This is a genomic window from Leeuwenhoekiella sp. W20_SRS_FM14, from assembly GCF_052119605.1.
Lineage (GTDB): Bacteria > Bacteroidota > Bacteroidia > Flavobacteriales > Flavobacteriaceae > Leeuwenhoekiella.
The window spans coordinates 170251-182568 of the sequence record NZ_JBGQOK010000006.1 but is presented as its reverse complement, the minus strand read 5'-3'; the positions used below and the strand labels follow the sequence as shown (position 1 = coordinate 182568).

Here is a 12318-nt window from a genome sequence, read left to right as displayed (position 1 = left end):
ATTTCTTAGCGTGAAGGATAGTAGCAGATAGCCCACAGCTGCTGTTGAGCCTCATGCGAAACAGTAGTGAGGACTAGAAGCGTATAGCCTGACCCGAAGGGACACGCCCAAATTTTTAATAAACGCAATCGGGTACTGAGTTACCGTGTAAAAAAAAAAGCCACTTGATGTTCAGATGGCTTTAAACTTTTAAATACGAATTGTTTACTCTTCGGTTTTTACAGCGATGTCTGTAAAATACAAGTGTACAGCGTCTTCAGGAGCCTTGTGATCTGATGCTATTTTTAAACCTTTATAATCGTTATAATCATCCCAGGTAGTTACCATAGAAAATTCTGAAACATTACCTCTGCGATAAATCCACTCACGTACCATAAAGGTATCATCGTAGAAAAAATCATAGGCATCTCCCGGCGTGTAGCCGCCCTCATCGCCATACGTAATCGTAATTTTTTTCAAAAGTTGCTTGCTCATAGGTGCAGTGGCAGTATCCTGTACCGTAAGATTTGTTCCTTCATTATCCCATACTAAATGTATAGGAGCTAATAGCCAATAGGCATCGTTTATAAAGCCTTTATCTGCATTCATAGCAAGACTATCTACACTTTTACGGTTGTAATTAATAGTGTCTTCGGGGCTCATCATGGTAACATCGTCTGTCTTTGGATTCCATTTCCAGGCGCGGGCAAAATGACTATCACCGCGATCAACGTTAAAAGTAAATTGCAATTCTGAAACCTTATCCCAATTTTCTAAACCGCTAGCCTCAGCAATTTTATAAGCAACCTCTTGCTCTGGAGTACGCTCTTCTTGAATAGCTTGTGTTTCAGTAGTGTTTTCTGAAACTTCAGTTTTTGTTTCTGTCTTGCAAGAAACTAATGCAGCAACAGCTACAAGAGTAAGTAATATTTTTTTCATAGTAACTTAGTTTAAGTTGCAAAAATACAAACGTTTCCGTTAGGTTTTACGTAGTGATTCTTTATTTAGAGCAGTAATCAAATGTGTGCTAATACCACCCTAAGCGGTAAGTTTTTGGCATTTTTCCGACTATATAGCAGTAATTAGAAATACTCTTAAACCCTAAATTTGAGCGTAAATCTTAATCTTAAAAAGATGAAAACGATACTTCACAAAGCAGATACTCGTGGTGATGCTAATCACGGATGGTTACACAGCAAACACTCATTTAGTTTTGCAAATTATTACAATCCTGAACGTATGAACTTTGGCGTTCTACGTGTTTTAAATGATGATCAGGTAAGCGGCGGAATGGGTTTTGGTACTCACCCGCATCAAAATATGGAAATCATCTCTATACCGCTTTCTGGTGATTTAGAACACAAAGACAGTATGGGAAATACGACGGTGATTAGAGAAGGAGATATACAGGTGATGAGTGCAGGCACCGGCGTACAACATAGTGAGTATAATAAAAACAAAGACGAAACCGTAAAATTTTTACAGATTTGGGTGATCCCTAATCAGCAAAATGTTGAGCCGCGTTACGATCAAATAACGCTTGATAAAGCAGATCGTAAAAACAAACTGCAGCAGGTTCTTTCGCCCAATAAAGATGATGCAGGAGTTTGGGTCTATCAGGATGCCTGGTTCAATATGGTTGATTTGGAAGCCGGGAAATCGGTTACATATGATTTTAATAAAAAAGGCAATGGTCTTTATATTTTTGTATTGGAAGGAAGCATTACCGCAGGTGATCAAACATTAGAGCGCAGAGATGCTTTAGGTGTTCTGGAGACTAATGCGGTAACGCTTACCGCTTCTGAAAATGCTTCGGTTTTGTTGATGGAGGTGCCTATGCAATTGAGTTAGATTATCGAATTCTGAAAATTTGACAGTCTTTTTTTGAGCGAGAGCTTTCCGGGTTTAATTGGTATTTTTTTTGTTTGGCATAAGCCAAAACTATTAATTAAACCTTATTATTATGGAAACACCAATTGAGTTAGAGTTAGTAGGAAAAAAAGATGATATGTACGCCCTAAAATATCCGGGTTTGCAGGTTCCTATCAATGTAAATTTTGAACTTTTAGAAAAGTTTAAAAAAAGTACCGAATACATTGTAAAGGAATCGTCTACATTTCTTAAAAATCAGGAAGATCCCTGGATGGGAACCACATCATCCGAGAGAATTAGGGCATAAACTTAAATTAAAAAAGAGATGGTTTACCATCTCTTTTTTAATTTAAAAGCACTACAACGATACCTTAAGAAAAACGGTTCTAGTTTTACAATTTTAATAACATCTCAAAGCCAATTTCTTGCAGAATCAAGCCTTAATTTTGCATACGCAAAGCCCGCTATGACAAAACGCTATACTACATCATCTCGTAATTTAATTGTACTCATTCTGGGTACACTCATAGCTATAGGTCCTTTTTCTATAGATATGTATTTGCCGGGTTTTGAAAACGTGGCATCAGATTTTGATGTGGACATTAGTAAAGTAGGATACACGCTTACGAGTTATCTTATAGGTATCGCTTTAGGTCAATTAGCATATGGGCCTTTAATGGATAGATTTGGAAGAAGAAGACCCCTTATAGGAGGCCTTATTTTATTTATAATCTCTTCATTAATCTGTGCTTTTAGCTGGGAGCTAGAAATTCTTGTTATTGCCCGCTTTTTTATGGCTCTCGGGGGTTGTGCCGGCATGGTTGCATCAAAAGCAATGGTGCGGGATCTGTTCGAGAAAAAGCAGGTGGCAGATGTTTTGTCTACGCTGATGTTAATTATGGGCGTAGCTCCCATAATCGCGCCTACAGTAGGAGGTCTCGTAATAGGGGCTTTTGACTGGGAAGCCGTATTTTTTATATTAGCCGGTTTTGCAGTTGTGATGTTGTTATTAATCACCTACATACTCCCGGAAAGTGCGAAGCCCAATAAAGGAACAAGTTTACGACCTAAGAAAATACTTTCAGAGTACCTATCAATATTAAAAAATAGAGAGTTTTTTATTTTTGCAATGACCCGAGGATTTTCGTTGGGAGCTTTGCTAAGCTATGTAAGTAGTGCTCCTTTTATATTCATGACATTTTTTGGCTTGTCTGAGCAGCAATTTGGTTGGGTTTTTGGAAGCAATGCACTAGGTTTAATCTTAGGTAGTCAAATAAATAGGCTAGCACTTAGAAAATTTTCACTTTTTAATATTGCATTAAGTATAAGTGTTGCGCTTACTCTATTAACCTTTTCTGGTCTTATAGTAAGTAGTATTGTGGGTGTTCATTTTTGGATTATCTATCCATTTTTATTTATGATGCTGTTCTGTATAGGATTTCAAAATCCTAACACCACGGCGCTTTCCTTAGATCCGTTTACAATACAGGCCGGTAGTGCGTCTGCTCTGGTAGGAAGTATAGGGATGATTTTTGGGTCAATTGCAAGTATTGCTGTCTCACAATTAGTAACGGTTGGGGTAATGCCGTTACTATATTTACTCTTTACGTGTGCTTTGTGTAGTATGCTACTTATATTTTTTTACAAGCGAAAAATGCTTAACAGTGCTGTGAAAGCATAATTAGCATGGTATTCATTTTTTTGAGATTTTAATGTTGATGTATAATTTTCTAATACGTTGAGAGTTATACTAAATAACATCAAAAATTTAGGCGTAAAATTTCTAAAGTGCCTATTTTGCAAAAAAAAAACAACTAAAATGAATCTTCGAGTAATTACCCCTATAATTACACTTTTTCTATCTTTATTTACTGTCAATGCGCAGAAAACCTATGATATAGGTTTGTATTTAGGAGGTACAAATTATATTGGAGAAATAGGAAATAAAAGTTACCTGGCGCCTAATCGTGGCTTTTTCGGAGTGGTGGGAAAGCTCAATTTTAATGAAAAAATTGCGCTTCGCGGAAGCTTCACCTATATGAACTTACATGATAACGACCGTGACGCAAAAGATACTTTCCGCGGAAACGGAAGAGGTGAGAATCTGTATTATTCTTTTGACAATACAAACTTAGAAGGTACCCTCGCCCTTGAATACACTCCTTTTCAGTTATTTTCAGATTCTGCATTGCCTATTTCTCCCTATGTATATACAGGCTTTTCTATTTTTTATGGAGATGAATTGTATTACCCCTTAAGTGCGGGGAACGAAGACGTAGTAGCCATAGATTATGGAAATAAGACTAAAACCGCAATACCGGTAGGGTTGGGACTAAAAGCTTTAGTGTCTCCTAAAATTCAGGTGGGTATCGAGTTTACAATGCATTTAAGTTCTACAGACAATCTAGATGGTACCGAGCCAGAACCTCAGGAGCTTGAGCCTAATCGAATGAGTTACTTTCAGAAAAATGATATTTATAATTATCTGGGCTTAACGCTTACCTATCGCTTGGGCAAAGGTGGCGATGATTATTGCGATTGTAATTTATAATTAAGTATTTTTTAAGCAATCCCGGCTCAATCTTACCACCCTGCAAGAGTATATTTGCGCTATGGCTCGAGGACTCGATAGTATTTCAGATAAGAAAAAAACAAATGTACGGGCGTCGTTTCAGGCACTGCGCTTTATTCCCAGATTTTTTAAAGAAATTTGGAATGTTAGTCCGCAATTATTTCTTGCAAATCTTATTTGTCGTCTCATTAATGCATTTGCACCTGTAGTTATTTTATGGGTAGGAAAGCTAATCATTGATGAAATTATTGCTCAGGTTGCCGCTGCCCATCCAGATTACATTCAGTTATGGAATTATGTAATACTTGAATTTGTAATCGCTGTTGTTTCAGATATTATAAGTAGAATCATTGCCATCACAGATGGGTTACTGGGCGATAAATATAACATCAGATCTTCAGAAACGATGATTCGCAAAACCAGCGAGATCGATATGAGTCAGTTAGAAGACTCAGAATTCTATGATAAACTGGAGCGTGCCAGACAGCAAACACAAGGTCGTGTAGGCCTAATGAGCAATGCATTAGGACAGGCACAAAGCGTTATTTCTATAGCTACACTTATTGCGGGATTGATCTATTTTGAACCCCTGCTAATTGTATTACTTGCGTTGAGTATTATCCCTTTATTTGTAAATGAAATCAGGTTTAGCGGACAGCAATATTCATTATCAAGAAGCTGGACGACAGAACGCCGTGAGCTCGATTACCTAAGATACATAGGAGCAAATGACAAGACCGCCAAAGAAATAAAACTCTTTGGTCTAACAGATTTTATTGCCAATCGTTTTAGAAATCTGAGCGAGCGCTATTATGATATTAACAAAAAAATTACCGTTAAGCGCAGTGTCTATAGCGCTATTTTTAATATTTTGGGAGTGGTGTGTTATTATGGGGCGTACATTGTCATTATTAGAAGTGTGCTGGTAGGGGAGATTAGCATTGGTGAGTTAACCTTTTTATCTGCTTCCTTCAACAGATTGCGTAATAGCTTACAAACCTTCTTTTCAAACTTTACGCGTATCACAGAAAGCGCTCTGTATCTAAAAGATTATTTTGACTTTGTAGACCTAGTAATTCCAGATCAAGACAAAGTATTTTTAGAGTTACCATTAGAAATTAAAGAGGGATTTGAATTAAGAGATGTTCATTTTGCGTATCCCGGTAGCGAGACTGAAGTTTTAAAAGGAGTTAGTTTTAAACTTAAAGCCGGCGAGAAAATGGCTTTCGTGGGGCAAAATGGTGCAGGAAAAACAACCTTAATTAAATTAATGCTTCGGTTTTATGAGCCCACACAAGGTGCAATTCTTTTAGACGGTATTAATATTAATGAGTATAACAAAGCTGAATTTCAGCAGATGTTCGGCGTTATATTTCAGGATTTTTTCAGGTATGAATTTACGCTACGCGAAAACATTGCAGTAGGCGATATATTAGCCGTTAAAGATGATAGTCGTATTCAAAATGCGGCACAGCTAAGTCTGGCAACCGAAGTAATTAAGGATTTAAAAAACGGCTACGAAACTCAATTAGGTAAGCGATTTAAACAGGGTCAGGAACTTTCTGGCGGCCAGTGGCAAAAGGTAGCTTTAGCACGAGCCTATATGAAAGATGCACGTGTTATGGTTTTAGATGAGCCTACTTCTGCACTAGATGCTAAGGCAGAATATGAAGTTTTTGAACGCTTTATAGACCTTACTAAAGGAAAAACCAGTATCATAATTTCACATCGCTTTAGCACGGTACGAATGGCTGACCGAATTCTGGTTTTAGAAGACGGTCAGATTCTTGAATTAGGTACTCACGAAGAGCTTATGCAAGCTCCTAAACTCTATGCAGAGTTATTTGATTTGCAGGCACAGGGTTATAAATAATCTATAAGGCGTTTGCACTTAAACCGCCATCTACAATAATATTTTGGCCGGTTATGTATGAGGCTTTATCCATTGCTAAAAAGGCAATAGCACTTGCCATCTCTTCAGGTTCTGCAATACGATTTAAGGGTGTGCGCTCAATGATTTTTGCAATGCGAGATTCATTATCCAGTACTTCAGTGGTTAGAGGTGTACGCGTATACCAGGGTGACACACTATTAACGCGAATATTATGCTCAGCCCATTCTGAAGCTAGACTGCGGGTTTGCTGCAACAATCCTGATTTTGACATCGCATAGGGAGCACCACTTTTTACATCCTGACTACCTGCTACCGAGGCAACATTTATAACCGAAGCTTTACCGGAACGTTTGAGCAACGCATAAAATTTACGGGTTAGCTCAAAAGGAGCAATAAGGTTTATTTCTAAAATTTTGCGGTATTCTTCGGGTTCATAGTGCGTGGCATCTTTTCTAATGTTTATTCCTGCATTATTTACTAAAATATCAAGACTTCCGCTACGTTCAAAAACAAAATCAGTAAGTCGATCCTGATCATCTTCTATACTTACGTCTGATACAATTCCATTACAGATGTAACTTTGTTCCTGCAATTCACTTTCAAAATCATCTATATCTTTTTGACTGCGTGAGGTGAAGATCACTTTTGCGCCTAAACTCAAAAGCTCTTTTACTGTAGCTTTACCAATGCCTTTAGTACCACCGGTAACTAGGGCTGTTTTTCCATCTAAATTCCACATAAAAATCAATTTTTCGGATAGTAAAAATACAAAGCTACATTGGGATACGTGTCTAATTTTAATGCAGATTCTTTTTTAAAAATCATAAAAAAGACCGCTATGTAGCGGTCTTAATTTTATTCTTTTATTGATATTTTAGGATTTTTAAAAATCAAAATTATCAGGATCTGGTCCTATACGCTCATCGCGATCAAGTGCATTAATTTTTTTCATATCTAAATCTGAAAGCTCAAAATCAAAAACATCACTATTGCTTATTATATGCTCTTTTGAGGTTGATTTAGGAATGGTTACAACACCATTTTGTAAATCCCATCTTACTACTATTTGAGCTGGTGACTTACCATATTTCTCACCTAATTCTAGTAAAGTTTCATTTTCAAAGGCTTTTCCCTGCATTAGAGGTGACCAGGCCTCATATTGTATGTCATTTTGTTTACAAAAATCCTGAAGTTCACTTTGAATCAACCACGGGTGAAACTCAAGTTGATCTACCATAGGCTTAATTTCGGCATCTTTCATCAAATCTTCTAAATGATGTTTTAGAAAATTACTTACGCCTATAGCTTTAATTTTTCCTTCTTTATACAAATCTTCAAGCGCTCTCCAGGTTTCTTTATATTTTCCTTCAACCGGCCAATGTATAAGATATAAGTCTAAATAATCTGTATCTAAACGTTTTAAAGAGTCATTAAATGCCTGTATCGTAGAATCATAACCCTGATCGTCATTCCAAACTTTACTCGTTAGAAAAATGTCTTTGCGATTTACCTTGCTTTCTTTTATAGCTTTGCCAACTCCTTTTTCATTATCATAGGCTTTTGCAGTATCTATATGACGATAACCCGCTTCTAAAGCCCACCTTACAGCATTAATAACTTCTTCACCATCGTCTGCTTTGTAAACACCTAAACCTATATAAGGCATTTTATAACCGTTATGTAATTTCCATGTTCCGCTTAGGCCTTCTATTGTTCTGATATTTGTGTCTGTGCTCATAACTTTTTTTTGCTAAATTAAATGACAGACAGTGTATTCTATGAACCTTTAACGCCTGTTAACGCTAGAGTGTTAAGAGTTTTTAAATGAATGCGCAAAATTGTTGCAAAAAAAAAATCTGCACGTAAGTACAGATTTTTTTAATTTCTTAGATTAAGACTAATCTACCGCGTCTTCAACAGCATCTCCTACATCATCTGCAGCGTCTTCAATTTTGTCTCCTGTAGTTTCACGACAACTATGTAAAGTTGTAGCTAGTAAACCAGCAGTAAAAAGCATCAAAAAAATACGTTTCATAAGTATAGAATTATTGGTTAAAGTTAAGTTACAGGCGTCTTCCTGTAGCCAGCTTATATAATATTGCAATTACGGCGAGTACAAGTAAGATATGTATTAGACTTCCTACAGATTCTGCAAAGCCAAAATACCCCACTAGCCATCCTATAATAAGGATCACAATGATAAGCCAAATGATATCTTTCATAATAATATAAATATTGGTTAGTGATATAAAATTAATTTTTTTAAAAAATATAATGTCCCTGCTTAACAGTGAATTAACGCAGGATTTAAAAATTTTGGGGATTATTTATGATATCCTCCGCCCGGTTTATGATTTTTTCAAGCTCCGTTGGCTGAATTTTTTCTAATAGCCGTAACATCATTTTCATTCTGAAGTTTTCAGTAAAGTGTTTTTTCTTTTTACTTAAAAAATTCCAGTATAAACTATTAAACGGGCAGGCATCTTCTTCGGTTTTGTGATTTACGTTATAATGACAATCTTTACAGTAGGTACTCATCTTATTTATATAACTGCCACTAGATATATAAGGTTTTGTAGCAACAATACCCCCATCTGCAAATTGACTCATGCCACGGGTATTTGTGATTTCTACCCATTCTATAGCATCAATATAAATACCTAGATACCAGGCGTCAACCTCGTCAGGATGAGTCTGCGTTAACAAGGCATAATTGCCGGTGATCATTAAACGCTGTATGTGATGCGCATAGGCGTGATCTAAACTTTGTTTGATACTGTGGTGCAAACAGTTCATTTTAGTATCTGCATTCCAGTAGAAATCGGGTAGTTTATTTTGATTGTCGAGTTTGTTTTTTGTGGCGTATTCGGGCATTTTCATCCAGTAAATGCCACGCATATATTCTCGCCATCCTAAAATTTGACGTACAAAACCTTCTACCTGACTTATGTCTATATCTTCTTTATGCTCGCGCCAGTGATCTATTACTTTCTCAATTACTTCTATAGGATCTATAAGTTTGCTGTTGAGTGCAAAACTAAGTCTGCTGTGAAAAAGATAAGCTTCATTAGGAGCCATAGCATCTTGATAATCACCAAAATGTTTTAATAAATTTTCACAGAAATAATTAAGAACGCTTAATGCATCTGATCTTGAGGTAGGCCAGTTAAAATTAGTAGCCTCAACAGTTCCCATTGTTTTAACTTCAGCCTTTTTAATACGCTTTAGAGTTTGTGTTACATCTTTTCTAAAGCCGCGCTCGTGTGGTATTACGGGATCTCCTTTCCACTTGTTACGGTTACTTTGGTCAAAGTTCCATTTGCCGCCTTCAGGATCCTTTTCTGTTGTCATTAAAATGGAATACTTCTTACGCATGTCGCGGTAGAAATATTCCATCGTAAACGTTTTTTTTCCTTTAAAGAATTGTTCGAGATCTGTGCGGGAGGTTAAGAAATGCTCTGTATTAAAAGTTTCTGATTCTATACTGAGTTCTGAAGCAATTTTTGTGAGTTGTTGATCTAGTCTATACTCATCTGGAAGCTGATACTCAAACTTATCAATTTTATGAGCTTTGATAAGCGCTTTAATATTTTCTGAAAGATTTTGAGCGTTATCCGGATGATCAAGCTTATAGAAAATGACCAGATTACCCCGTTCTTCTAGCCAATTTGCAAAATTGCGCATCGACTCAAAAAAAGTAATAACTTTTTGAATATGATGGGTGACATAATCTGTTTCCTGGCGCATTTCGGCCATAAAATAAATCACATCTTTAGAATCGTCTTTGTACCACGAGTGTTTGTGGTTAAGTTGATCGCCTAAAACTAAACGTAGTTTTTTCAAAATAGATTTTTATTAATCAAACAAGCTGTTTTGTAGCCATAGCCTGGTGAATGTTCCAGATTCGTCATAGCGCTCTGCCTGACTTTTTATATTAAAAATGCGGTCTCGAGGGTCATTGCCTACGCCGCTATTATAAATCCAGTTCCCATAATTGCTGTGAACATCATAATCTATGAGCAGGCTCTCAAAATAGGCTGCCCCAATGCGCCAATCTTGTTTTGACTCTTTAGCCCAGAAACTCGCAACGTTTTGTCTTCCGCGGTTACTCATCCACCCGGTATTGCTAAGTTCTAGCATATTTGCATTAACAAAATCATATTTTGTAGTACCGTTAATCCAGTTTTTACGGGTGTGCTCATTGCTATCCCAATCGTAATCTGCATTTAAAATACCGCCTATTTTAAATATACTATCTCCGTGTTTTAAAGAAACATACTTAAAGAAGTCTCTCCAGATGAGTTCAAAAATGAGCCAGTAAGTACTATCATTTTTGTTTACCTCTTTTTCAAATTTTTGAACTTCCCAATAGATCATTCGTGCTGAAATACTACCATTTGCAAGCCACGCCGAAAGTTTTGAGCTGTAATCTTTACCTACTAATCCGTTGCGGGTATTTTTATAATACTGAAGTTTTTTAGTTTCCCAAAAGTATTCCTGTATTCTAAGATTGGCCTGATTTTCACCACCATTAAAAGGAAATGCGGTTCGCTTGTCAATTTCAAAATCTGAAAAGCCTAAATCGTGTAAAGAAGGGATTTGCGTAGATTGAGAAATTAGATTTTCATTTGGGAAAGCGTCTATCTTGTTTACAATAGGTCTTACGTCAACTTGTTTTTCGCAGTACTTTCTGAAGTTAGTAAATACCTCAGGTATTTCAGAATAATTGGAATAAGGTAAATCTTCAGGATGCCATAAAAATTGATCAAAAGTTTCTATTAAAGATGTACCGTCTGGGCAATTCACTCTAACACCTTCTATGATATTACGCTCTTCAAACGTCCATTCTTTTTGAAAATAAATACGTTCTACCTGATAATTTTTCACAAGTTTGGGAATAGCAAATTCAGGTTCTTCATTAAAAATGAAAAGAGTGATATTAAGTTTCTCTAGATTTTCTCTTAATTCTGTAACTGTTTCAATTAGAAATTGAGCTCTGTATTTTTCAGTCTTCTTAAACCCGAAGCGATCTTTTTTAAATTGTTTAGGATCAAAACAGTATATAGCGATTGTAGGATTTTTAGTTTTAGAAGCAAGTGATAGTCCCGTATGGTCTATTGTTCTAAGATCATTTTTAAACCAAACTAAATTCATTGAACAGTTTTATTACGGCGGCAGCGCTCACTGCAATATTTTACTTCTTCCCAGTTTGCCTGCCATTTTTTACGCCATGTAAATGGCTTTAAACAGACTATACATATTTTTTCTGGTAAATTTTCTTTCTTATGAGCCACCTTGACTTACAATGTTTTAAGGGATTCACCGGGTTTAGCATACGAGAACCGGTTCAAAATTTGCGGTAAAGCATAACCATCAAGACCATCTATACAAACAGTTTGTGCGCGCTCTAAATTTAACCAGCCATCATCATCCTGAATTTCTTTATCTACATAAATATGTTTTATCTTTCCTATAACAAAGATGCAGTCATTTTCTTTGATGAAATATTCATTTTCATATTCGCATCCTAATTTTATACGGCTTTGCTTAACGTAAGGTGCTTCAAAATCATCTAAAAATTCTTCATCTAGAAGTGTCTCCTTAAATTCTGAAATGGTCCCCGCGTACTTCGCAGAAGTTTGATGCGCTTCTCGTATAAAATTCTGATTTACATGATTTACCGTAAATATTCCAGATTTTTTAATATTATCGTAGGTATTGCGCTCTACAGTAGTGGGGCGTAAGATAAAACCTAGTAAGGGAGGATTGCTTCCTAAATGCGTTACCGAGCTAAAAATAGCGACGTTTGTAATACCGTCTTTAGATATTGTACCGAGTAAGTTAGCCGACTTAAAGCCGGTACAACTATTTATAAAATGCGCTCTATATCTAGAGGGCATTTCTTCTATCGCCTGTGCTGTATAATGTTTCATAAAAAAAGGGTAAGTAAAACTTACCCTAAATTTAATTTTTGTCTAATTACAACGCTGTTAACATTAAA

Annotated in this window: 14 protein-coding genes; 5 read left to right on the top strand and 9 right to left on the bottom strand. The window is 36.3% G+C overall.

Translation table 11 applies throughout. The annotated features are described in order from the left end of the window. Positions 1-204: 204 nt before the first annotated feature. The gene (locus tag ACEN25_RS12025; protein WP_441803135.1) at positions 205-918 is read right to left on the bottom strand and encodes a hypothetical protein; all 714 of its coding nucleotides are present in this window, start codon (positions 916-918) and stop codon (positions 205-207) included. 195 nt (positions 919-1113) lie between these two features. On the opposite strand from ACEN25_RS12025, the gene ACEN25_RS12020 reads away from it, so the two are divergent. The 5 genes from ACEN25_RS12020 (at position 1114) to ACEN25_RS12000 (ending at position 6296) form a co-directional block, all read left to right on the top strand. Then, positions 1114-1830 carry a pirin family protein gene (locus tag ACEN25_RS12020; protein ID WP_441803134.1) on the top strand — a complete coding sequence of 239 codons (717 nt, stop codon included), beginning with the start codon at positions 1114-1116 and terminating at the stop codon, positions 1828-1830. 112 nt (positions 1831-1942) lie between these two features. After that, positions 1943-2158: a hypothetical protein gene (locus ACEN25_RS12015; protein ID WP_441803133.1), complete on the top strand. Its 216-nt coding sequence runs from the start codon at positions 1943-1945 to the stop codon at positions 2156-2158. 18 nt (positions 2159-2176) lie between these two features. Then, positions 2177-3532: a multidrug effflux MFS transporter gene (locus ACEN25_RS12010; RefSeq protein WP_441803132.1), complete on the top strand. Its 1356-nt coding sequence runs from the start codon at positions 2177-2179 to the stop codon at positions 3530-3532. 138 nt (positions 3533-3670) lie between these two features. Continuing rightward, positions 3671-4402 carry a DUF6089 family protein gene (locus ACEN25_RS12005; protein WP_441803131.1) on the top strand — a complete coding sequence of 244 codons (732 nt, stop codon included), beginning with the start codon at positions 3671-3673 and terminating at the stop codon, positions 4400-4402. A gap of 61 nt (positions 4403-4463) precedes the next feature. Further along, positions 4464-6296: an ABC transporter ATP-binding protein gene (locus ACEN25_RS12000; RefSeq protein WP_441803130.1), complete on the top strand. Its 1833-nt coding sequence runs from the start codon at positions 4464-4466 to the stop codon at positions 6294-6296. 1 nt (position 6297) lies between these two features. Here ACEN25_RS12000 and ACEN25_RS11995 read toward each other — a convergent pair whose 3' ends face one another. The 8 genes from ACEN25_RS11995 to ACEN25_RS11960 form a co-directional block, all read right to left on the bottom strand. Then, on the bottom strand, positions 6298-7056 hold the full coding sequence (locus tag ACEN25_RS11995) for an SDR family oxidoreductase (protein ID WP_441803129.1): 759 nt from the start codon (positions 7054-7056) through the stop codon (positions 6298-6300). 144 nt (positions 7057-7200) lie between these two features. Continuing rightward, positions 7201-8055, bottom strand: a complete 855-nt coding sequence (locus ACEN25_RS11990) for an aldo/keto reductase (protein ID WP_441803128.1) — start codon at positions 8053-8055, stop codon at positions 7201-7203. 159 nt (positions 8056-8214) lie between these two features. Then, the gene (locus tag ACEN25_RS11985; protein ID WP_199907798.1) at positions 8215-8352 is read right to left on the bottom strand and encodes a hypothetical protein; all 138 of its coding nucleotides are present in this window, start codon (positions 8350-8352) and stop codon (positions 8215-8217) included. Positions 8353-8380: 28 nt separating this feature from the next. After that, positions 8381-8539 (bottom strand): lmo0937 family membrane protein, encoded by a 159-nt coding sequence (locus tag ACEN25_RS11980; protein ID WP_117434326.1) that lies wholly within the window; start codon positions 8537-8539, stop codon positions 8381-8383. Positions 8540-8624: 85 nt separating this feature from the next. Then, positions 8625-10160: a cryptochrome/photolyase family protein gene (locus ACEN25_RS11975; RefSeq protein WP_441803127.1), complete on the bottom strand. Its 1536-nt coding sequence runs from the start codon at positions 10158-10160 to the stop codon at positions 8625-8627. A gap of 12 nt (positions 10161-10172) precedes the next feature. Beyond that, entirely contained in the window at positions 10173-11471 is a 1299-nt protein-coding gene (locus tag ACEN25_RS11970; RefSeq protein WP_441803126.1) for a DASH family cryptochrome, read from the bottom strand. Further along, positions 11468-11611 carry a DUF2256 domain-containing protein gene (locus tag ACEN25_RS11965; protein WP_441803125.1) on the bottom strand — a complete coding sequence of 48 codons (144 nt, stop codon included), beginning with the start codon at positions 11609-11611 and terminating at the stop codon, positions 11468-11470. Before ACEN25_RS11965 ends, ACEN25_RS11970 begins: the two co-directional genes overlap by 4 nt. 6 nt (positions 11612-11617) lie before the next feature. After that, positions 11618-12250: a flavin reductase family protein gene (locus ACEN25_RS11960; protein WP_441803124.1), complete on the bottom strand. Its 633-nt coding sequence runs from the start codon at positions 12248-12250 to the stop codon at positions 11618-11620. Positions 12251-12318: the final 68 nt, after the last annotated feature.

What these genes read in the sequence shown, in the direction of transcription:
- ACEN25_RS12025 (WP_441803135.1), bottom strand. Translation starts at nt 918, where the DNA reads ATGAAAAAAATATTACTTACTCTTGTAGCTGTTGCTGCATTAGTTTCT.
- ACEN25_RS12020 (WP_441803134.1), top strand. Translation starts at nt 1,114, where the DNA reads ATGAAAACGATACTTCACAAAGCAGATACTCGTGGTGATGCTAATCAC.
- ACEN25_RS12015 (WP_441803133.1), top strand. Translation starts at nt 1,943, where the DNA reads ATGGAAACACCAATTGAGTTAGAGTTAGTAGGAAAAAAAGATGATATG.
- ACEN25_RS12010 (WP_441803132.1), top strand. Translation starts at nt 2,177, where the DNA reads ATGGTTTACCATCTCTTTTTTAATTTAAAAGCACTACAACGATACCTT.
- ACEN25_RS12005 (WP_441803131.1), top strand. Translation starts at nt 3,671, where the DNA reads ATGAATCTTCGAGTAATTACCCCTATAATTACACTTTTTCTATCTTTA.
- ACEN25_RS12000 (WP_441803130.1), top strand. Translation starts at nt 4,464, where the DNA reads ATGGCTCGAGGACTCGATAGTATTTCAGATAAGAAAAAAACAAATGTA.
- ACEN25_RS11995 (WP_441803129.1), bottom strand. Translation starts at nt 7,056, where the DNA reads ATGTGGAATTTAGATGGAAAAACAGCCCTAGTTACCGGTGGTACTAAA.
- ACEN25_RS11990 (WP_441803128.1), bottom strand. Translation starts at nt 8,055, where the DNA reads ATGAGCACAGACACAAATATCAGAACAATAGAAGGCCTAAGCGGAACA.
- ACEN25_RS11985 (WP_199907798.1), bottom strand. Translation starts at nt 8,352, where the DNA reads ATGAAACGTATTTTTTTGATGCTTTTTACTGCTGGTTTACTAGCTACA.
- ACEN25_RS11980 (WP_117434326.1), bottom strand. Translation starts at nt 8,539, where the DNA reads ATGAAAGATATCATTTGGCTTATCATTGTGATCCTTATTATAGGATGG.
- ACEN25_RS11970 (WP_441803126.1), bottom strand. Translation starts at nt 11,471, where the DNA reads ATGAATTTAGTTTGGTTTAAAAATGATCTTAGAACAATAGACCATACG.
- ACEN25_RS11960 (WP_441803124.1), bottom strand. Translation starts at nt 12,250, where the DNA reads ATGAAACATTATACAGCACAGGCGATAGAAGAAATGCCCTCTAGATAT.